The sequence below is a fragment of the Clostridium sp. genome, from assembly GCF_036569345.1.
Classification (GTDB): domain Bacteria; phylum Bacillota; class Clostridia; order Clostridiales; family Clostridiaceae; genus Clostridium_AD.
In genome coordinates this window covers 1-22,443 of the sequence record NZ_DATCQT010000067.1, presented here as the reverse complement: position 1 = coordinate 22,443, position 22,443 = coordinate 1, and the positions used below count along the sequence as shown (strand labels likewise).

Below are 22,443 nucleotides of genomic sequence, written 5' to 3'. Positions count from 1 at the left end.
GGTGTTATGGCGAAATTTCTTACGGTTATGTCTAATTATTACTAGGACAATACATATTATAATATAACGTTTCTTTTCTATCTTCTTTAAGTCTAAATGTTTTTCTAACCTCAGTTACGTCATCAGTGTTGATATAAGCTATAACCAAACCTTCCTCCATATATAAGGTGCTTATTATATTCCCTAATGGATCTACAATCATGGAGTCGCCACTGTAGTTTAAACCATTGCCTTCTCCAACTCGGTTTATCCCTGCTATGTAACATTGATTTTCTATAGCTCTTGATTTTAGTAGAGTTACCCAGTGATCACGACGTTCTATAGGCCAATTAGCTGCAACAGTAATAAGGTTTGCAGTTTTAGAAGTTAACTGAAATATTTCTGGGAAGCGTAGATCGTAGCAGATAAAAGGAGATATGGTGAAACCAAAAGCGCTAAATACTTTGATTTCATTTCCACTTTCATAAAAATTATTTTCCTCTCCAAATGAGAACGAGTGAATTTTGTTGTAATTTACAAGTTCCACACCACTAGGCGCCACTACAGAATATTTATTTTTACAATGTGACGTTCCTTCCACATAACCAAAACCTATAAAAATATTATATTTAAAACTCATTTCCTTGAAAAAATCTAAGGTTTCATTATTATTTTCACCTACATAGGAAGTATTCATAGAAAACCCGGTTAAAGTCATTTCAGGGAAAAAAATCATATTCACTTTTTCAGAGACTGCGTATTTTATGTAATACATGACAGTTTCTTTATTTATAACTTTATCTTCAAAGGTAATATCTAATTGAGCTAGTGCTAATTTCATATTTTTGACCTCCTCACTAATAATATCTCTCTATAATACATATTATATCAGAGTAGGTATTAAAATTCTCTACAACATATATTAAGCCTTCAATATAAGTATAGTAAAATTCATAGCCAATCGTTATATAATTTAGCAGTAGAAGTTAATATAACTAGATAATTTATAATCAGTGAAGGTGAGAGTATGTATAAGCAGTGATAGATAGTATATAATGAGTCTATTAACGAATGCTCTACAATAAGAACAATCTACATGCCGAATCTTCTAGATTACCTAGAATAGTAGATTACTTATAGTAGTGGATAAATTCTCAACTTAGAAAAGAGGTAACATTTATGTTTAAACAATTAAAAGAACTTTTTTGTAGAGTTATAGATGATGATATTAGTGCTTTGGCAGCTCAGCTTGCTTATGATTTATTGTTATCGTTTTTTCCTTTTTTAATGCTAATACTTATCATATTAGGGTATAGTGATTTAAAAAGTGGGGATGTACTTATATATCTATACCAAATAGTACCCAAGAGTGCTTTTGATTTAATATACACTACAGTAACAAGTATGTCACGCTCAGCAAATGGGAATATATTATCATTAAGTATAATAGGTATAATTTGGTCGGGGTCCAATGGATTTAGAGCCATAATAAGGGGATTAAATAAAGCTTACGACGAAGAAGAAACAAGACCATATTGGAAAACTCTAACTATATCTATATTGTTTATGGTAGGACTTGCCATTGTAATAATAGTGGCAGTAGCTTTAGTAGTATTTGGACAAATGATAGGGAGAACCATTGCGACACGCTTAAATCTATCAAGTAATTTTATATTAAATTGGGATATCATAAGGTACTTAGTATCTCTAAGTGGTATGGCGTTTGTATTTGCAGCATTATATTATTTTACTCCTTGTAGAAGATTAACATGGAAAGAGGTATTGCCTGGAGCAATTTTTAGTACTTTAGGTTGGTTAATATCCTCTTTAGGGTTCGCATATTATGTGAATAATTTTAGCAATTATGCTAGTATATATGGCGGGATAGGAGCAGTAATAGTACTTATGCTGTGGCTTTATATAACCTCAGTTATAATACTTCTTGGTGGAGAGGTTAATGCACTATTAGCATTCCAGCGAGAAGGTAAACAAAAGCCAAAGTGCAAGAGGTATTAAGTGTTAAGTATCCTAAATGCTGAATCATCATAAAAAATATTAACTACTTTACTATATTTGCAAGTTTACAAAATGTTTATATTCATAAATGCGGAATTTATAAATGAAATTTAAGTATTATTTATAGACACTATTAAGGGAAAATAAGCAAAATTTCCATATTTAATCAGTAATTGCCATGAAAATAAAGGAAATTAATTTAATGTATTTATAAAAAATCAAAAGATTTATGTAAAAACTTTTGATTTTTTTTTGCGTGGAGATGTAAAGGGTTTTAAAAGCAAGTTAAATTAATGTATGTAAAATTCATTTTTGATATAGGATAATAATATGGAATGTGTTATACCAGTATACATCTGTGCTGACAATGGTTTTAATTGCAGCTATTATGCAAAAGTGGTTTCAATTAAAGTTTAAAAAGAAAAATATGTAAGATCCATTTAAAAAGCATGTAAAAAAGAGAAAAAAAGATACTTTTATGTCAAAATCAATGCTACATTAATGCAAGCTTAATGGAATCTTAACATAAAATTTGCACTATTATGTTATACTTTAGCAGAGGAAAAAAGAAATTCTACTTAATACAATTACTAATTACAACCAATTACATAGAAAAATTAAAATGAAAACATACGTTTTAATACATATAAAATATCAGGAAATCATAATATGTTGATAAATGTAAAATGATCAACTGATCAAATCTTACATTTTAGAAGGAAAAATATTTTTAAAAAAATATTGAGATAAAACTACATTTTATTAAAATTTTTCTAAGTGTGTAAATTAATAAAGAATTCAATATATTGAAGGACGGGATCGTTCTTGACCCAAATTTGAGGAGATGTATAAATGAGAATTAAAAAAGCTATTATACCAGCAGCAGGACTTGGAACAAGGTTTTTACCAGCTACAAAGGCACTACCTAAAGAAATGCTACCTATAGTTGATAAGCCTACTATGCAATATATTATAGAAGAAGCTATTGCATCTGGTATAGAAGAAATATTAATTATTACGGGAAGAAACAAAAAATCTATTGAAGATCACTTTGATAAATCAGTAGAACTTGAGTTAGAACTAGAAAATAAACATAAAGATAACCTTTTAAAACAGGTTAGAGATATATCAAACATGGTAAATATACATTTTATAAGACAAAAAGAACCGAAAGGACTTGGACATGCTATTAATTGTGCAAGAGCTTTTGTAGGAAATGAACCTTTTGCTGTTATGCTAGGTGATGATATAGTTGATGCAAAAATCCCATGTTTAAAGCAACTTATGGATTGTTTTGAGGAAAAAGGAACGTCAATTTTAGGTGTTCAAGAAGTACCTAAGGAAAATGTCGATAAATATGGAATAGTTGATGGAATTCAAATTAGTGATAAAGTATACAAAGTAAATAATCTTGTTGAAAAACCTGGAGTTGATGTAGCACCTTCAAACATCGCTATACTTGGTAGATATATAATAACTCCTGAGATATTTGATATATTGGATAATACTAAACCTGGTAAAGGCGGAGAGATTCAATTAACTGATGCATTAAAGACATTAATAGCACAGCAAGATATGTATGCGTACATATTTGAAGGACGTAGATATGATGTTGGAGATAAATTAGGCTTTCTAGAAGCTACAGTAGAGTTTGCCTTAAAAAGAGATGAGTTAAAAATTCCATTTATGAAGTATCTTCAAACTTTAAAAAACAATGAAAACTTTAGCAGCCTTTATGAAGAAGTAGCTTGTGCAGAGTGAGAGCTATGAGTTTACAAAATTACATACTCAAATAGCAAAAGGTGTTGCAATTACCCTAATGATGATTCATCATTTATTTGCTTTTCCAGATAGAATACAAGAGGTATCTTATATTTCTATCGTGCCTTTTTGGAACTTTAGTCTTTATCAAAATACAAGTATTGAATTTTTCTTAGGTGGTTTTGCAAAGATATGTGTAGCAATGTATCTATTCTTAAGTGGATACGGATTATGTATAAGCTCGCAGAGAAAAGACAAATTTACAATTAGAGATTCAATTAAGAAAATGATGAAGTTTTTAATAAACTATTGGGCGGTTTTTATTATATTCGTCCCAATTGGTCTAATATGGTTTAGAGGTAATACAGGTTATCACCTTAATATAGTTGAATTTATAGCGAATTTTTTAACTTTAAGTTCTTCTTATAATTATGAGTGGTGGTTTGTAAGATTGTACATAGAATTATTATTGCTGTTTCCACTTATAAAGAAATTATTAAAAGGTGGTATTATTTCTTCATTTGCCACATCGTTAGGTTTCTATATTATATCTATTGTTGTGGAAATAATAGTAATCAAAAGACCCCAATTATTATTTCTAAAAAAGAATTTTTTTTATAATGATATAATATTCCACAAATATATGGTTAACTCATACTTTCTTCTGCTTTTATTACTTTCAAAGATTTGTATTCTTGCCTTGATTATCTATATTGATTTTAATCTGGCTAGCTGTTTTAAGTCTTTGTTCTTCTATATTTATTAATTTTATAATTAATTCATCGGAAGGATTACTGAGAAAATTTATTAGAATTAAAGAAATAAGTCGTTAAATTTATGGGTGGGCAGTGAAGGATAGGGTATAAAAATTAGAATACCTTATAAAAAAGGAGGAAATATAGATGCAAGAAACAAGAACAAATTCAAGCGTTATACCGGTAGAGGGTGCTTGTGAATATAAGAAAAGTTTAGGATATTTTATCATCAAAAGAATAATTGATATTATTGGAGCACTAAGCGGACTAATATTAATAAGTCCTGTGATGATTATTGTAGCTATTTGGATAAAGCTCGATTCAAAGGGACCAGTTTTATTTGCTCAGGATAGGGTAGGTCGAGATGGTAGCAAATTTATAATGTACAAATTCAGGTCTATGTGTTCAAATGCGGAAGGTCTTTTAGGTAAACTTAAAGATGAAAACGAGATGTCAGGACCTATGTTTAAAATGAAAGATGATCCTAGAATAACTAAAATTGGTAAGTTCATACGTAAGACAAGCATAGATGAACTCCCACAACTTTTTAACATATTAAAAGGGGACATGTCCTTGGTAGGTCCAAGACCAAGTCTGCCAAAAGAAGTAGTACAGTTTACATCTTTTCAAAAACAAAGATTAATTGCAAAACCAGGATTAACTTGTTATTGGCAGGTTAGAGGTAGAAGTGATATTAGTTTTAAAGAATGGATGAAAATGGATGTTGCGTACATAGAAGAAAGAAATACATGGATAGATATAAGTCTTATTTTTCAGACAGTAGGGGTACTGTTTGGAGATGAGGGAGCAAGGTAGGGAAGTTACTAAGTAATATGAATTATATTAGTAAAACAGATTCAAGTTGGAAAGAATTTCAATTTGAAATTAAAAATCAAAAATTAATAAGAGATGAAGCTTGGGAGCTTTGAAAAAATATGAGCATAAATATTTATGCCCATATTTCAAGTTAATCGTTATTTTTTTTATGAAATGGAGGAATATGGTTATGAAAGGTATTATATTAGCAGGAGGGTCAGGCACGAGGCTTTATCCAGTTACAAAAGCAACATCAAAACAGATGGTACCAATATATGACAAGCCAATGATCTATTATCCTATGTCCGTCTTAATGTTAGCGGGTATAAGAGAAATATTAATAATTTCAACACCAAGAGATTTGCCAGGCTTTGAGGAACTATTTAAAGATGGCAGTGAATTGGGACTTAAAATAGAATATGCTGTTCAAGAATCGCCAAATGGATTAGCTGAGGCCTTTATAATTGGAGAAAATTTTATTGGCGATGATAATGTTGCCATGATACTTGGAGATAATTTGTTTTGGGGACAAAGTTTTTCACAGAGTCTTAGCAAAGCTGCGAATCTTGAGGATGGTGCTGTCATCTTTGGTTATCATGTTAAAGATCCAAATTCATTTGGAGTTGTTGAGTTTGATGAAGATGGAAATGTAATTTCACTGGAAGAAAAACCTGAGAATCCAAAATCGGAGTATGCTATTCCAGGATTATATTTTTATGATAACACTGTTGTAGACAAAGTTAAAAAATTGAAACCTTCAAAACGAGGAGAACTTGAAATTACCGATTTAAATAGAATTTACATGGATGATGGAAAACTTAAGGTAAATCTACTTGGACGTGGACTTGCTTGGCTTGATACAGGAACTCATGCTTCTATGCTAAAGGCTTCAAATTTTGTAGAAGCAGTGCAGAGTACTCAAGGTACGTATATTGCCTGCCTTGAAGAAATTTCATATAGAAGTGGTTGGATAACTATGAAGCAACTTAAAATATTAGCTTTACCACTTTTAAAGACTGGTTATGGAACTTATTTAATGGATATTGCTATGGAATATAAAAAAGCTAATAAAGAGGCATTAAAAGAAGTGGCCGCTAGTCTGTAGTTATAACATTTTAAGTTATAAAAATCAGAGGTAAAAATATGAAGATATTAAATCAAAAGATATAAAGTTTGGAGGAATAAAATGAAAACTTATTTAGTAACAGGCGGAGCGGGATTTATAGGATCAAATTTTGTTTTATACATTTTAAAGAAATATTCGAATGTTAGAATAGTGAATTTAGATAAGCTAACTTATGCAGGAAATTTGGAAAACCTTAGAGAGATTGAAAATAATCCAAATCACATCTTTATTCAAGGAGACATATGTGATAAAGAATTAGTAGAAAAGTTATTCAAAGAATATGATATTAATTATGTTATAAACTTTGCTGCTGAGTCACATGTGGATAGAAGCATAAAAGACCCCGAGATATTTGTTCAAACAAATGTGCTTGGAACAGTAAATCTTTTAAACAATGCTAAAAATGCATGGGAGATCGAAAATGGCTTTAAGAAAGATGTAAAATTCCTTCAAGTGTCTACTGATGAGGTATATGGATCACTGGGTGATACCGGTTATTTTATAGAAACAACTCCTATAGATTCACATAGTCCGTATGCTTCATCAAAAGCCGCTAGTGACTTGATGGTAAAAGCATACTTTGATACATACAAAATGCCAATGAATATAACTAGATGTTCAAATAATTACGGACCATATCAGTTTCCAGAAAAACTTATACCTCTTCTAATAAACAATTGCTTGAAACACGCGGATTTACCTGTATATGGAGATGGAATGAATATAAGAGACTGGTTATATGTAGAAGATCATTGCAAAGCTATCGACATGGTATTAGGTGGTGGACGTCCGGGAGAAGTTTATAATGTTGGTGGTCATAATGAGAAAACAAATATTCTAATAGTTAATAGTATTATTTCTTATTTAAATGAAAATGTAGATAAAGAAATAACAGAAGAGTTAATTAAACATGTTGAAGATAGAAAAGGTCACGATAGAAGATATGGAATAGATCCGAGTAAGATAAAAGATGAACTCGGTTGGTATCCTGAAACAACTTTTGAAGTAGGAATAAAAAATACTATTCAATGGTATCTGGATAATAGAAAGTGGATGGAGAATGTTACCACAGGAGAATATCAAAAATACTATAAAAAGATGTATGAAGGAGAACAAAAATATAATGAAAAAATTTAAATTTATAAATACGAAAATAAAAGATTTATATATAATAGAGCCTACGGTTTTTGGAGACGACAGAGGATATTTTATGGAAACTTATAACTATGAAGAGTTTAAAGAAGCTGGCCTCGATATGGTGTTTGTTCAAGATAATCAATCTAAATCGAAAAAAGGAGTACTTAGGGGACTACACTTTCAAAAGGAGTATTCTCAAGGAAAACTTGTTAGAGTTCTTAGTGGTGAAGTATTTGATGTAGCTGTGGATTTTAGAAAAAACTCTGAAACTTATGGTGAATGGTTTGGCGTAATACTAAATGAAGAGAATAAAAGACAGTTCTATGTACCGGAGGGTTTTGCTCATGGATTTCTTGTAACCTCAGATAAAGCAGAGTTCGTATATAAATGTACTAATTTATATCACCCTGAGTTTGAAGGCGGAATTGCTTGGAATGATCCCGATATAGGAATAGAATGGCCTCTTGAAAATATAGAGGATGTGCTGCTTTCAGAAAAAGATAAAAATGCAGACTGTTTATCAGCTGTGAAGGTGATATTTTAATCATTAAGTTAAAGAGATAGGAGTGGCAGCTCCAAAGGAGATGATTTAATGCACAACCCCTTAATTTCAATTATAGTACCAATATATAAAGTAGAGAATTATATTAGAAATTGTGTTGATAGTATATTAAATCAAACATATAAAAATCTTGAAGTTATCCTTGTTGATGATGGATCCCCTGATAATTGCGGAAGTATTTGTGAGGAATATTCATTAAAGGATAATAGAATAAAAACAATACATAAAAAAAATGGAGGATTAAGTTCAGCAAGAAATGCAGGACTTGATATTGCCAGGGGTGAATATATAGGATTTATTGATTCGGACGATTGGATTGAAAGTGATATGTATGACTCACTGTATAACGCTCTAATTGAATATAATGCTGATATTTCAGTTTGCGGTAGGTATATTGTTAAAGAAAATAGAATAACAACAATTTCAGATAGTGAAAAAGCTCAAATATTTACAAGACGCGAAGCATTGGCAGAATTAGTTCTTGATGAGTATAGTGGCATGAAGAATTTTGCATGGGACAAACTTTATAAAAAAGAACTATTTGAGAATATTAGATATCCAGAAGGAAAGTATTTCGAAGATATATTTACTACCTATAAATTATTTTCAAAATCAACTAAGATTGTGGATATAAAAAGTCCTAAATATTATTATTTAATGAGAGAAGACAGTATTTGTGGAACAAATGATGCGAGCAAAAGATATGATTATTATAAAGCAAACATCGAGTGTTTAGAACACATAAAAAAATTAGAGCCACAGTTGTCTGAAATGTGTGACAAGCAATTATTTAATAGAATACAGTTCTGTTTAAATGATATATTGTTATTAGATTACAAAAAAAATGAATATACAGTTCAAATAGATGAAATTTTAAAGAAATTAAAAGAGAACAATCTTAATTTAAAAAATAGTAAGGAAATGGGTTTGAAACAAAAGCTATCTTTGATGTTTATAAGTAAAAATCCTAATTTATATTCTTCTATTTATCCTAAACATAAGTCTAGCAAGACAAAAATTGAATATTTAGTAAAACCAATTATTCCTGGAAGAGTTATAAATAAAATGAAATACCATAAAGAATATGAAAAAGGATACAAAGAAACAAATCATTTATATGAAAGAGATGGAGGTAAAAACAACATTTTTCTTATAGGAACGCCGCACCACGGCAATTTGGGAGATCAAGCTATTGTATATGCGGAAAATAAGATATTAGAAGATAATTTTAAGGACCATACAATTATAGAAATCACTACAGTAGATCTAATGAACCATTTGAAAAGTTTAAGAGTGAATGTTAAAAAAGATGATGTTTTCGCTCTACATGGTGGTGGAAACCTTGGGGACGAATATTACTGGGAAGAAGAAGGCAGAAGAAAAATTATTTCTGAATTTAAAGACAATAAGATTATTTTATTCCCACAATCAATCTATTTTAAAGACACTGAAAATGGAAAAATAGAGTTTGATAAAACTAAAATGATTTACAATAAACATAAAAACTTAACTCTAATTGCAAGAGAAGGTACATCATACAATATAATGAAAAAGGCCTTTCCAAATAATAATGTAATTTTAACTCCAGATATTGTTATGTATTTAAATAAGACTTATCCAATATTTGAGCGAAAAGGTGCACTATTAAGCCTTAGAAAAGATAGAGAAGGTGTTTTATCTTTAAAGCAAAAAGATGAAATTAGAAATATGGTAGAAAGCAATTTTGACGAGATAATTATTACAGATACAGTGGCTGAATTTATTAATAACGAAAATCAAGTTTTGGAATATATGATTAATGTAAATCAAAGAGAAAAACAATTAAACAAAAAATGGGATCAATTTAAAAAGGCTGAAGTAGTTATTACTGACAGGTTACATGGAATGGTATTTTGTGCAATTACATCAACACCTTGTATTGTTATCGCAAATTATAATCATAAAGTTAAAGATACATATGCTTGGCTTAAAGATCTAAATTATATTAAATTTGTAAATGATATAAATGAAATTCCTGGATTAATAGAAGAACTTAAAAATATTGAAATTAAAGTATATGATAATTCATTCGCTATGAAGAATTATGAAAAAATAATAGAAGTAATGAAATAGAGGTGAAAAAGATTTGAAGAATGGTATGAGAAAAGCTGTAGTTATAACATACATTACCATAATAGTAGGAAATGTAATTTCATTGATGTATACGCCATTTATGTTATCAAAACTCGGAAAAGCTGAATATGGATTATTTTCTTTAGTAAATTCAATAGTTGCATATATTTATCTTCTAGATTTGGGATTTGGAAATGCAGTTATTAGATATAATTCTAAATATATGGTAGAAAAAAATGAGGATGGACGGAAAAAAGTAAATGGAATGTTTTTAAGCTTGTATTTGGTTTTAGCTTTGATATCCATAGTAATAGGAACAATAGTTTATCTCAATTTGGGAAAAATGATGAGTAAGAGTTTAAGTGTGGATGAAGTTATTAAAACAAAGCAAATGTTTATGGTTGCTATTGTTAACATTTCACTATCGTTTCCTTTAAGCATATTTAATTCAATCATAACAGCATATGAAAAATTTGTTTATATAAAAATAATTAATCTATTAAGAACAATTATGAATCCTGCTATTATGATAACTATATTACTATTTGGTTATAGAGCATTTGGAATGGTAGTGGGTTCAACAATCTTTAACATAATGCTCGGGTTAGTTAATGTTATATATTGCTTCAAGGTACTAAATTTAAAAATAAAATTTGCCGGGTTTGATAAAGCACTATTCAAACAAATATTTAATTATTCATTTTTCGTGTTTTTAGGTGCAATAGCTTATCAAATATATTGGAATACAGATCAACTTATAATAGCAATGTTCGTTGGTGCAGCACCTATTGCTATATATGCAGTTTCATCACAATTTAATACATACTTTATATCTTTGTCTAATGTTTTATCAAGTATGTTTTTGCCTAAATTAACAAAAATGGTCACAGTCGAGGCAAACAAAAAAGATCTAATGATATTACTAACAAAAGTAGGCAGAATTCAATATTACATATGTAGCTATATTTTTGTTGGTTTTATCTTAGTAGGTAAACAGTTTATTGTGCGGTGGGTTGGCGATGGATATTCATATTGTTATCTCATTGCAATAGTACTTATGTTTCCTCAAATATTTTCAATCATTCAATCATTATTTGCTACAATGCTCGAGGCAATGAATATGCATAGAGTGAAGGCGTATATATATTTGTCTATTGCAATCATCAATGTGCTTATATCAATATTACTAGTAAAGAAATATCAAGGGATGGGATGTGCAATTGGTACAGCAATAGGCATGATTATAAATGCTGTTGCAAATAATATATACTATAAATATGTTATAAAGCTAGATATTAAGTACTTTTGGATTCAAATGTTGAAATTATTAATTCCAACTTCAATTTCATTTATAATTGGGTTCTTTGCTTTACGTATATTTAGTTTGACCTCATATGTTTCAATATTGATGTTTGGTGGTCTATTTACAATGATATACTTTATTGTATTTTGGGTATTGGGATTTAATGAGTACGAGAAGAAAATCTTTATCTCAGCATTGAAGATGCGAAGGTTTAGGAAGCAAGTTTAGAATAGATGAAACAAAATTATGAGGCCTTGTAGGGCTTATAAGAAACAATAGAATATTTAGCGAGGTGTTTTCCATGAATAGCGATAAACAACTATTGGTGTCTGTAATTATGAGTGTATATAACGAAAAAGAAAAATGGTTAATGGAAGCAATAGAATCAATACTTAAGCAAAGTTACAAAAGTCTAGAATTTATTATTATTTTAGATAATCCGGATAATGAGAAATTGGATAACATAATTAAATTTTATTGCAAAAAAGACGTTAGAATAAGATATTTTAAAAATGAAAAAAACATGGGATTAGTTAAAAGCTTAAATAAAGCATTAACGTATGCAAAAGGTGAAATTATCGCAAGGATGGATGCAGACGATATATCTATGCCTGATAGGTTTGAAAAACAAATGAATTATCTTAATGCCCATCCTGATGTTGATTTTTTGGGTGCTAGATGTATTAATATAGATGAAGAAGGCGCAGAATTATATAGAGATTCAATAGTACCTGAGGATATGAAATTAATAAAAAATTGTTTAGTAAATGTAGATTTTGTTAATCATCCAACATGGTTTTTCAAAAAAAAATGTGCAGAAAAGAACGAAGGCTACCGGGAAATTACATGCGCAGAAGATTATGACTTCTTATTAAGACTTATAACTAATGGATTTAAGCTTGCGAATACAAATGAATTTTTAGTTAGATATAGAATAAGAAAAAGTGGAATTTCTCAAAGTAATTCACTTCAACAGCTTTTATACTCTAAACACGTTGTTAAGATGTATAAAGATAGAGTGAAATATGGAAATGAAAAAGAATCAGTAGAACATTTAAAGAATATTAAAATTGATGCAAATGATGAGAAAAAGTATAGTTTAGCATTAGAAGGACTTAGTAAATCAAAACTCTATAAGAAAAAGAATGAGTTTTATAGAATTTATTTAATCCTTAAAAATTATACTTTATCAAAACATCTACGAATCTTATTAAAAGATATCACAGTTTATAAATTAAAGAAGGTGGTGTCTCGTTGAGTAGAGTGGATGTCAGTATTATAATACCTGTTTATAATGTACAGGAATACTTATCTGTTTGCCTAGATAGTGTCATTAAGCAAACTATCCAAAATAAAGAAATTATCGTAGTAAATGATGGGTCTACAGATAGGTGTAATGAAATACTTACAGAATATAAGAGAATATATCCTGAGATAATTATTATAAATCAGAAAAATAGAGGTATTAGTGAAACACGAAATGCTGGGCTCAAAGTAGCCAGTGGAGAATACATTGCATTTGTTGATTCAGATGACTTTATTGAATTAAATATGTTTGAAAAAATGTATAACAAAGCTAAAAGACAAAGTGCAGATGTAGTTATTTGTAATTATATATTGTATAACGATATGTCTGATAAACAAGAATCTAAGAATCAGAAAATAGAAGGAATTGATAAAGAGGGTTATATAGATAAAGTTGAAGCTCTTAAAATGTTTTTATTAAATGATATTAAGGGTTATGTATGGAATAAGATGCATAAAAGGGAACTTTTTATAACAAACAGCATTACATTTCCTGATTTTATAGTATGTGAAGACACTCCGGTTGGATTTTTATTACTGGCAAACTCTCAGAAGATTTATTCAATGAATGAACCACTATATTATTATAGGCAAAGAGAAAAATCACTTACAAAAATATTCTCAATTAAAGCAATGAAAGATATGCTTGATGGGTGTTATATCATGAGAAACCATATAATGAAGGATTCACTCCTTTATGAAAAATTAATTGATTATTATAGAGTGTATATGATAAAAACACTATGGGCAATCCATAATAAATATTGGATACAATATTGTGAAACTAGAGAAAAAAGTAATTATTCTGAGTTTAAAAAGGTGGTTTCCAAGGAGATAGATGCTTTAAAAATTTCTGAGATAATAGGTAATAGTAAACTGACACTTAAAGATAAAGTCAATGCGTTACTTATAAAGACAAGAATTTACGGCATTATATTCCCTATATTATATAAGCTTAGATAGTTAAAAAAATAACAACACCATAAGGTGATGAACAGCACCATAAGGTGATGAACAGCACCGAAAGTGATGAACCAGCAAATGTGGTTATTAAGGAGTGTTATTATGCCTCAGTCAGAGATTTTATCTCAGATAAGTATTATAGTTCCCATTTATAATGGAGAAAAATACATAAACGAATGTATAGAAATGATTTTAAACCAAACATTTGAAAACTTTGAATTAATAATAATAGATGATGGATCTACTGATAATAGTAAAAAAATGTGTAGTGAATATGCTGAAAAAGATAAAAGAATAAAATTAATTAGTAAAAAGAATGAAGGAACTTGGGCAGCTAGAAATAGAGCGATAGATGAATCTACAGGCAAATACATTATATTTTTTGATTGTGATGATTGGTATGAACCCAACTTACTAAAAGAAATGTATGAAAAGATCAATAATAATGATGTAGATTTAGTTATATCGGGTCAAATTAATGTTACTGTAAACAAAAACGGAAAAACTATAAGAACAGCTAAGGTGTTACCAAAAGAACATTTTTTTATGTCTAAAAATGAAATTTTAGAAAATTATATCAATTTGAGAGAAGAAGAAATTGGGGATACTCTATGGAATAAGATTTACAAATCAGAAATCATAAAGAAATATAATTTGAAATTTGAGAATTATAAACGTGGTGAAGATACAATATATAATGCTAATTATTATGAACATATAGACAAATGTATAGTTGTTAGCAGAGTTTTATACAAATACAGAATTGAGAATTTTAATCCAGTATGGTTAAAGTATTCAGAAAACTATTTAAATATCGTTTTAGAAGAAAATAACATGGTTATAAATAAGCTAAAACAGTGGGATAAATATAACAAGGAAGCTATAGAATATCAATCGACTCATTTTATTTATCGTATAATTGAATATTTCTATGGGATAGTTTATCCGAAAAATAAATTAGATTTTAAAAGTAAATTCCATAAAATAACGGACTTAATAACTGATGAAGATGTTATAAAAAATTTAAATAATTCTAATGTGAATGGAAAATTTAATAAGTTAATTATTAAGTTAATGAAATCAAAAAATATTGTATTAATAATATTCTTAGTAAGAATCAAATTAATACAAAGCAATATAAAAGATTATAGAATTTGAAATTAGTGAAACAATATTATAATGATAAAAATTACCATGGAGGTATTAAAATGAACAATGAAAATGCCGTAGGCTATAAAGAGTTTATAAATGTTATTAAAAGAGGAAAATGGATTATATTACTGATAACTGTGTTATTAACATTATCAGCAACTTTTATTAGTTACTATTCAATGAAAGGTTCAAAACCAGCTTATCAAACAAAAATAAGTCTTATAATAGGCAGGCAAGCAGATATAATTAATGCGAAAGGGTTTATTACTACATACGAACAGATTGCAAACTCTAGCTCTACTGCAAAGAATGCTAGTATTTTATTAAAAGGCACTGTTCCTGTCCTGAAAATTCAAAATAGCTACAATATTCTTGTAGCAGCTGATGCTCCGATTTTGACAATTACAACTAGTGGAGACACTCAAAAACAATCCTTGGATATAGCTAATGCAGTTTGCACAGCATTTTCAAGAGAAGTAAAGAGCATATATCCCACAGAGACCGTTAAAATTATGGAGGTTCAGACTGATCTCTTAAATAGTAAATTTAAAGTTATGAATGTTGTATTAGCATTTTTACTTGGACTTTTTCTTTCAATATTTATTGTAACCTTTATAGGTTTCTTTGATGAGAAAATTAGGACTAAAGATGATGTAGAGAAATATTTGGGACTCCCAGTTCTCGGGAATTTGCCTAATAGAAGAAAAATGGACATTTAAAGAATAGATAATTAACAATGATTGGAGAGGTAATTAAAATGGGAAAAATAAAAAATTCAGAGTATCTAAATTTAGATTCAATTAATGTAAAAGCATTTTACGAATTAAAAGCAAATATACAGTTCCAATGCGCCGAGAAAGAAAGCAAAGTTATCATGATAGCCAGTGAAGAAAAAAAGGTCGGTAAGTCTACTACAGCTGCATATCTTTCGTTGGTGCTTGCAAAGAGTGGTAAAAAAACTATACTTATTGATTGTGATCAAAAAAATTCGAATATTCATAATATATTTAAACTACCTAATGAGAAAGGTCTAGTGAATTTTCTATCTGGAGATATCAATTTGGAGTCAGCAGTTAATACTACAAAGCAAGAAAATTTAACTATTCTAACTTCAGGTCCATTGTCATTAAACTATGCGGAACTTTTTGTCTCATCAAAATTTGATGAATTAATTCAATCCTTAAAAAAAGATTTTGATTATGTAATTATGGATACGTCACCACTTACAGAGGGCGCAGATGCTGTGGCTTTATCAAAGTATGTTGATGGGTGCGTGCTTGTGGTTAAGTACGGACAAACAGAAAGAAAATCAGCTTTAAAAGCTAAAGAAATTTTGAGAAAAGCTAATGCTAATATTATAGGTATATTTTTGAATAGAACAAAATAACAATTAATTGACGTAAGAAAAATAGGGGTGTTAACAAGTGGCAAATATATTCATTATAGGATCTAAAGGAATACCAGCGAATTATGGTGGGTTTGAAACTTTTGTAGATAAGTTGACTCTCTTTAAAAAAAGTAAAGATATCATGTATCATGTATCTTGCCTTAATGTGAAGGATGATCAATTTTATTATAATAAGGCAAGATGCTTTAATGTAAAAGTTAAAGATATAGGCAGTGCTAAAGCTGTGCTCTATGACATTCAAGCGTTGAGCAAATCTATAAAGTATATTGAAGAACATAAATTATCAAATTCTATTATTCTTATTCTTGCTTGTCGTATCGGTCCATTTATGTGTTTTTTCACGAAAAAATTAAAAGAACTGGGAATAAAACTTTATGTAAATCCTGATGGACATGAATGGAAAAGAAGCAAATGGAGTATGCCAATAAGAGCTTATTGGAAATTATCTGAGAAATTGATGGTTAAACATTCAGATTTACTTGTATGTGATTCAAGGGGTATAGAGGATTATATAAAAACAGAATATGCTTCATATAATCCAAAGACTACTTTTGTAGCTTATGGAGCTGAAATTGATAGATCTAAGCTAATGGACAATGAGGTCGTAGTAACAAACTTTTTCAATAAATTTTCTGTAAGAAAAAAAGAATATTATCTAATAGTTGGTAGGTTTGTACCTGAAAATAATTACGAGACTATGATAAGAGAATTTATGAAATCTGATGTTGATAAAGATTTGGTTATAATTACAAATGTGGAGAAAAACAAATTTTATAATAGTTTACTTAAGGCAACAAATTTTACTAGTGATAAAAGAATAAAATTTGTAGGAACTGTATATGATAGTGAACTTCTAAAAAAAATAAGAGAAGATGCATTTGCGTATATCCATGGACATTCAGTAGGAGGAACAAATCCCTCACTGCTTGAAGCCTTATCAAGTACCGATATTAATTTGCTTTTAGGGGTTAACTTTAATGAGGAAGTTGGTAAAAAGGGAGCTTTGTATTTTAGTAAGCAAGATGGTGATTTATTGGCTTTAATAAATAAGACTGAAAAATTAAAAGAAAATGAGATCGGTGCGATAGCTAATATATCTACAAATATTATTGCTGATTTTTATTCTTGGGACAAGATTGTTAATGATTATGAAGAACTGTTTTTATAGTTAAGGAGGTGCAGGTTTATTAAAATATTGCATTATTCTCTCGGGTTACCTCCGTTTAGGACAGGAGGGTTAACTAAATATTCTGTAGATCTTATGTTAAACCAAGTTAAAAACGGTGACGAAGTTTCACTTTTATATCCAGGAAGTTTTTCACTGAATACAAAATTGCGCCTTATTAAGAATAAACCCTTTAAAGGGATTTCGGTATATGAAGTATTAAATCCTATATCTATTCCATTATTAAGTGGAATACCAAATCCAAAGGGCTATTTGAAAGATGTAGATGTAAATATTTATATCAAATTTTTAAAAGACCTAGATGTAGAGATTATACATATTCACACTTTTATGGGATTCAATAAAGAACTTATAACAGCTGCAAAAAAGTTAAATATAAAAACCATATTTACAACTCATGACTATTTTGGAATATGCCCTAAAGTCAATCTTATAGATTTGGAAGGCTCAATATGTAAGAATTATGACAATGGGAACAACTGTATTGAATGCAATACAAATGGTTACAGTAAATGGCTCGTAATTTTAATGCAGTCAAAGACTTATAGGAAATTAAAAAATAGTTCAATTTTGAAAAAATTAAGAACCTATAAGCAGATGTTAATTATAAAGAAAAATCGTAATCTATCTGAAGTTGAACAGATACAAGAAAAAAATAACAATGTTAAACCTTCTTCGGGTGGGTATGTTAATATAAGAAAATATTATATAGATATATTGAATAATATAGATTACATTCATTATAATAGCACGGTATCTAAATTTGCATATGAGAAATATATAGACAATGTAAATAGCAAAGTATTAAATATCACTCATTCAAACATAAAGGATAATAGAGTGAAAAAACATAGCAATAGTAATGAACCACTAAAGATAACTTATATTGGATCTATAGAAAAATATAAAGGCTTATTTTTTCTGCTAGATGTACTTGGAAATTTATTGAATCATAATATTGATGGATGGAAATTGAATGTTTATGGAAGACATGTAAATGTAAATACGGATAAGTTTATGGGAAAAGTAAATGTAGAGGGTACTTATGATTATAGCGAACTAGAGGATATATTTAAGAATACAGATGTATTAATAGTGCCAAGTATTTGGTATGAGACATTTGGGTATATAGCCCTAGAGGCATTTTCTTATGGAGTACCTGTAATTTTAACAGATCTTGTAGGTTTTAAGGATATGATAAATCCTGGAGTGACGGGAATCATAATCAACGCAAGTAAAGATGAATTATATGATGACTTACAAGCTATAATAAAAGACAGAGAAAAATTATCTTATATTAATCAAAATATAATTGAGTTACCAAGTATTTATCAAATGGGAAAACATACTGAGGATATAATGAAATTGTACACGAATCTAATTAAAGGATAAGATAATATTTGTTTATAGTGAAATTTTAAAGAAATGGAGAAATAATTTAATGGAAATATTAATGGCATTATTGTATTGCTTTCACCAGATGTTTGCCAATTTACCTTTTGTCAGTAAAACTTTAACTGGCAATTTAGACTTATTTTATGCGTTAGGTATAATTGGGACCATTTTCGTTTTATTTAAAAGAAAAAGAGACATTTCACTCTTAATAATATGCGCGTTACCTATTGTATGTTATGGGATACTTCAAGGAATGATTATAAAAGATTTGGAAATGCAAAAGCTTCTCGTTAATATTTCCAAAATTACTATTTGTGTTTCTTTAATGATTTTAGTATCGGGTAAAATGAATTATTTTAAAGTTAAAAAGTTTGTTGATTATATTTGTAGGATATATCTAATTCTTACACCTATTGCTTTTTTATTTAAGTCAAATGAATATTTATGGAGGCTCCATGATACTATAAATAAATATAGCCTTGTAAGACTAAATTTATTTTATATAGAACCTAGCGAACTAGGTTTTCACTTATCTTTTATAATTATTATATTAATGTATTTAATTATTAAGGAAAAGGTTAGGAAAGAAAGGGTTAAGTACATAATATATATGATAGATTGTTTAATTCTATTGGCATTATCTGGGGCTTATGGATCTTCAATAATGCTTGCTGGAACTGTAACATTCGTAGCATTTGTAATTATACTCACAAAACTAAAGTATAAAAATATTTTAGTTGGATATGGATTAATAATAGTTTTCACGATAGTAACAATATTGTTTATCGTTACTAAATCGTCAATTTATATGAGAACTGTTGATACGTTAAATGGAAAAGATTCTTCTAATAGTTACAGAGTAACTGTTACTCAGAAATTCACAGCTACAGCAATAACTGCTACAAACGGTATTGGGGTTGGTCTTGGAAACCTAAATACAGATAATACAAGAAAAGTTTTTCAGGCAACTGGAATGACAGCAGTAGTAGCAGCCTCATATCCGTATTTCATTGCAGAGAGCGGAATATTTGGAATAATATACACCGTTTTATTACTTTTGATTTTATTAATCAATGTCCTCTTCAAAAGGAATATGTTACTGGCAAACCTTCTGTTATTTAGCTTTTTATATCAGATTTACGGAGGCTATTTTACCAATCCAGTAAATTGGATTGTATATGGATTAATTCTAAGTCAATGGACACCAGATAGGATTGAGTTAGAAAACAATTTACACATAGGAAAAGAGATAATCTAAAAAGATTATCTCTTTTTGTACGTCCAGCATGTTCGCTGAGCCGATAGGCTGAAAGAAGCCTATGTCACCTAACCAACGGGAAGACAACCTGAGAGCAAGGGCGCTACTGGTAACGGTAGGGTCTGAAGGAAGCAGCAGGGGAAATGTGGAACATAACGAAAGTAAACCGAAGATGGCTTATAGAGTGGGTAACCCTGCAAAATATGGGAAAGCCCCAAAGTTGGATAACTTTATAAGTTAAGACGGATGCGTTCGCATTTAGGCAGGCAAACCTATCTGGAGAAGCCTGTATTATCCTATTTTAATAGGTAAGTTCAAACAAGTGGGAACACAAGGGAGATACGATGTAGTGCAGGTGGCAGATGAATCCATAGTAGTGATAAACTTTTAGCCAATGAAAACTGGTAACAGTATGGAGGGTAAAACTAAGAGGACATTGTGCAGAAGCTATTATAATAGCAGTCATAATGAGGTATAGATTACCAAAAGTATCTATGCTTGCAAAGGGAGGAAGGCAAAACAAAGTTTGCGACTCAAAATTGTGAATCTATAAACTTATTAGGAAAGATAATCGAAGTTGAAATACTAAGAGGTACTTGTAACTGGTGATGACGAATCTACTGGAAACATAGTCCGTACTAAACAGAGTAATTAGGCTAAGCTAGATATATTGCCGAAAGGCTAAAGAGGTCAGCAAATCTAATGAAGAAACTGTGGTTTATAAGGGAATAATTTAGATAGCAAAGCGAGAGGAGTTTATGATGAAAAAGTGGTATAGCTTGATTGATAAAGTGTATAGAATTGATAACTTAACAAAGGCTTTCAAAGCGGTCAAAAGCAATAAGGGAGCCCCTGGTATAGATGGGGAGACTATTGAAATTTTTGAAGCTAATATGGAAGCTAATCTAGTCAAGCTGAATCATGAACTTAAAACCGAAACGTATGGGCCACTTTCAGTACGTAGGGTGTATATTGATAAAGATGATGGCACTAAAAGGCCGTTAGGTATTCCTACGGTTAGAGATAGGGTTGTCCAACAAGCACTAAAGAATATTTTAGAACCAATATTTGAACCTACATTTCATCCTTCAAGCTATGGTTATAGACCGAATAGGTCTTGTCAAAAAGCTGTAGCAAAAGCTGAAAGATTCATGAACAAATATGGATTAGAGCATGTAGTAGATATGGATTTATCCAAATGCTTTGACACACTTGACCATGAAATAATAATTAAATCAGTAAATGAAAAAGTGAGCGACAGTAAAATTTTAAAATTAATAGGTAAGTTCTTGAATGCTGGAACTATGGAAAATGGAATTTTTGATGAATCTGATATAGGTTGTCCGCAGGGCGCCGTTATTTCACCGTTGCTAATGAATATATATTTAGATTATTTCGATAAAGCAATGATGGAAAAAGGTATCCGTATAGTTAGATATGCAGATGATATACTGATTTTTGCAAAATCAAGGTTATTAGCAGGAAAATATCTAGCTATGGCAATTCATATATTAGAAAAATACTTGAAACTTAAGGTAAATGTAACTAAGACCCATATAGCTGACGTTAATAAAGGGGTGGCTTTTCTTGGATTTATAATAAGAGGAAAGTGGGTTTCAATACATCCTAAAAGAATTGAAGGATTCAAAAATAAAATCAGAAGGCTAACGCCTAGAAACCATGGGATGAATATAGAACAAATAGTTAGAAATTTAAACCCAGTGATTAGAGGATGGGCAAATTATTTTAGAATTGCAAACTGTAAGGGACTTTTTGAGGAACTGTTTAGTTGGATTAAAAGAAGGCTAAGAATGAAGAAAATGAAAGAGTGGAAGGGTTATAAATCTTTGCATAAAGCACTTAGGCGAAGAGGGTATAAAGGTGAATTTAAGAAAATATCAATGGTAAAATGGAGAAATTCAAATTTCACATTGATACACATGGCTCTACCTAACACATGGTTCAAAGAAATAAAGCTTGTTCATTTGTCTGATATACAGGTCGGTATCTTGTCAAATTATTATGAATAAATAATTTTAAGTTTTGCCAGGAGCCGTATGCGGGGTCCGCACGTGAGTCTGTCTAACAATTAATACAGTAAGTTTTAAATCAAAAAGGAATTAGCTCATTGGTGTCGAATATATACTGTAAGGGGTTGATACGATGCCATTTATTGTAGGAGAAGATAGATTCCAAATTAAATTATTGC

20 protein-coding genes are annotated in these 22,443 nt (G+C 29.6%); 19 read left to right on the top strand and 1 reads right to left on the bottom strand.

Translation table 11 applies throughout. The features are described from left to right. Nucleotides 1-31 precede the first annotated feature (31 nt). Nucleotides 32-820, bottom strand: coding sequence for a nitrilase-related carbon-nitrogen hydrolase (locus VIM70_RS06785; RefSeq protein ID WP_331944985.1), 789 nt, complete (start codon nucleotides 818-820; stop codon nucleotides 32-34). Between the two features lie 338 nt (nucleotides 821-1,158). Here VIM70_RS06785 and VIM70_RS06780 point away from each other — a divergent pair, with 338 nt between their 5' ends. The 19 genes from VIM70_RS06780 to ltrA all read left to right on the top strand — a co-directional run bounded on the left by VIM70_RS06780 (nucleotide 1,159) and on the right by ltrA (nucleotide 22,264). Continuing rightward, nucleotides 1,159-1,995: a YihY/virulence factor BrkB family protein gene (locus tag VIM70_RS06780; protein WP_331944984.1), complete on the top strand. Its 837-nt coding sequence runs from the start codon at nucleotides 1,159-1,161 to the stop codon at nucleotides 1,993-1,995. Nucleotides 1,996-2,847: 852 nt separating this feature from the next. Beyond that, complete coding sequence (gene galU, locus VIM70_RS06775) at nucleotides 2,848-3,756, top strand: UTP--glucose-1-phosphate uridylyltransferase GalU (RefSeq protein ID WP_331944983.1); 909 nt, start codon at nucleotides 2,848-2,850, stop codon at nucleotides 3,754-3,756. Then, on the top strand, nucleotides 3,746-4,522 hold the full coding sequence (locus VIM70_RS06770) for an acyltransferase family protein (protein WP_331944982.1): 777 nt from the start codon (nucleotides 3,746-3,748) through the stop codon (nucleotides 4,520-4,522). Before galU ends, VIM70_RS06770 begins: the two co-directional genes overlap by 11 nt. A 136-nt stretch (nucleotides 4,523-4,658) precedes the next feature. Continuing rightward, nucleotides 4,659-5,327 carry a sugar transferase gene (locus VIM70_RS06765; protein WP_331944981.1) on the top strand — a complete coding sequence of 223 codons (669 nt, stop codon included), beginning with the start codon at nucleotides 4,659-4,661 and terminating at the stop codon, nucleotides 5,325-5,327. A gap of 190 nt (nucleotides 5,328-5,517) precedes the next feature. Further along, nucleotides 5,518-6,432, top strand: a complete 915-nt coding sequence (gene rfbA, locus VIM70_RS06760) for a glucose-1-phosphate thymidylyltransferase RfbA (RefSeq protein ID WP_331944980.1) — start codon at nucleotides 5,518-5,520, stop codon at nucleotides 6,430-6,432. An 81-nt stretch (nucleotides 6,433-6,513) separates the two neighbouring features. After that, nucleotides 6,514-7,590, top strand: coding sequence for a dTDP-glucose 4,6-dehydratase (gene rfbB / locus VIM70_RS06755; RefSeq protein WP_331944979.1), 1,077 nt, complete (start codon nucleotides 6,514-6,516; stop codon nucleotides 7,588-7,590). Further along, nucleotides 7,577-8,134, top strand: a complete 558-nt coding sequence (gene rfbC, locus VIM70_RS06750) for a dTDP-4-dehydrorhamnose 3,5-epimerase (protein ID WP_331944978.1) — start codon at nucleotides 7,577-7,579, stop codon at nucleotides 8,132-8,134. Before rfbB ends, rfbC begins: the two co-directional genes overlap by 14 nt. Before the next feature lie 48 nt (nucleotides 8,135-8,182). After that, nucleotides 8,183-10,264: a glycosyltransferase gene (locus VIM70_RS06745; protein WP_331944977.1), complete on the top strand. Its 2,082-nt coding sequence runs from the start codon at nucleotides 8,183-8,185 to the stop codon at nucleotides 10,262-10,264. Nucleotides 10,265-10,277: 13 nt separating this feature from the next. Next, nucleotides 10,278-11,795 (top strand): oligosaccharide flippase family protein, encoded by a 1,518-nt coding sequence (locus VIM70_RS06740; RefSeq protein WP_331944976.1) that lies wholly within the window; start codon nucleotides 10,278-10,280, stop codon nucleotides 11,793-11,795. Nucleotides 11,796-11,868: 73 nt separating this feature from the next. Next, on the top strand, nucleotides 11,869-12,825 hold the full coding sequence (locus tag VIM70_RS06735) for a glycosyltransferase (protein WP_331944975.1): 957 nt from the start codon (nucleotides 11,869-11,871) through the stop codon (nucleotides 12,823-12,825). 5 nt (nucleotides 12,826-12,830) lie between these two features. Next, on the top strand, nucleotides 12,831-13,835 hold the full coding sequence (locus VIM70_RS06730; RefSeq protein ID WP_331945018.1) for a glycosyltransferase family 2 protein: 1,005 nt from the start codon (nucleotides 12,831-12,833) through the stop codon (nucleotides 13,833-13,835). A gap of 102 nt (nucleotides 13,836-13,937) precedes the next feature. Beyond that, entirely contained in the window at nucleotides 13,938-14,993 is a 1,056-nt protein-coding gene (locus tag VIM70_RS06725; RefSeq protein WP_331944974.1) for a glycosyltransferase family 2 protein, read from the top strand. Between the two features lie 50 nt (nucleotides 14,994-15,043). Continuing rightward, the gene (locus VIM70_RS06720) at nucleotides 15,044-15,706 is read left to right on the top strand and encodes a hypothetical protein (RefSeq protein WP_331944973.1); all 663 of its coding nucleotides are present in this window, start codon (nucleotides 15,044-15,046) and stop codon (nucleotides 15,704-15,706) included. Nucleotides 15,707-15,744: 38 nt separating this feature from the next. Further along, nucleotides 15,745-16,374: a CpsD/CapB family tyrosine-protein kinase gene (locus VIM70_RS06715; RefSeq protein ID WP_331944972.1), complete on the top strand. Its 630-nt coding sequence runs from the start codon at nucleotides 15,745-15,747 to the stop codon at nucleotides 16,372-16,374. Between the two features lie 37 nt (nucleotides 16,375-16,411). Beyond that, the gene (gene cps2T / locus VIM70_RS06710; protein ID WP_331944971.1) at nucleotides 16,412-17,563 is read left to right on the top strand and encodes a beta 1-4 rhamnosyltransferase Cps2T; all 1,152 of its coding nucleotides are present in this window, start codon (nucleotides 16,412-16,414) and stop codon (nucleotides 17,561-17,563) included. Between the two features lie 93 nt (nucleotides 17,564-17,656). After that, nucleotides 17,657-18,973: a glycosyltransferase gene (locus VIM70_RS06705; protein WP_331944970.1), complete on the top strand. Its 1,317-nt coding sequence runs from the start codon at nucleotides 17,657-17,659 to the stop codon at nucleotides 18,971-18,973. 49 nt (nucleotides 18,974-19,022) lie between these two features. Next, a complete protein-coding gene (locus tag VIM70_RS06700; RefSeq protein ID WP_331944969.1) occupies nucleotides 19,023-20,234 on the top strand; it encodes a hypothetical protein in 1,212 nt (403 codons plus the stop codon). Between the two features lie 61 nt (nucleotides 20,235-20,295). After that, entirely contained in the window at nucleotides 20,296-20,475 is a 180-nt protein-coding gene (locus tag VIM70_RS06695) for a hypothetical protein (RefSeq protein WP_331944968.1), read from the top strand. 517 nt (nucleotides 20,476-20,992) lie between these two features. Next, entirely contained in the window at nucleotides 20,993-22,264 is a 1,272-nt protein-coding gene (gene ltrA / locus VIM70_RS06690) for a group II intron reverse transcriptase/maturase (protein ID WP_331944967.1), read from the top strand. Nucleotides 22,265-22,443 lie beyond the last annotated feature (179 nt).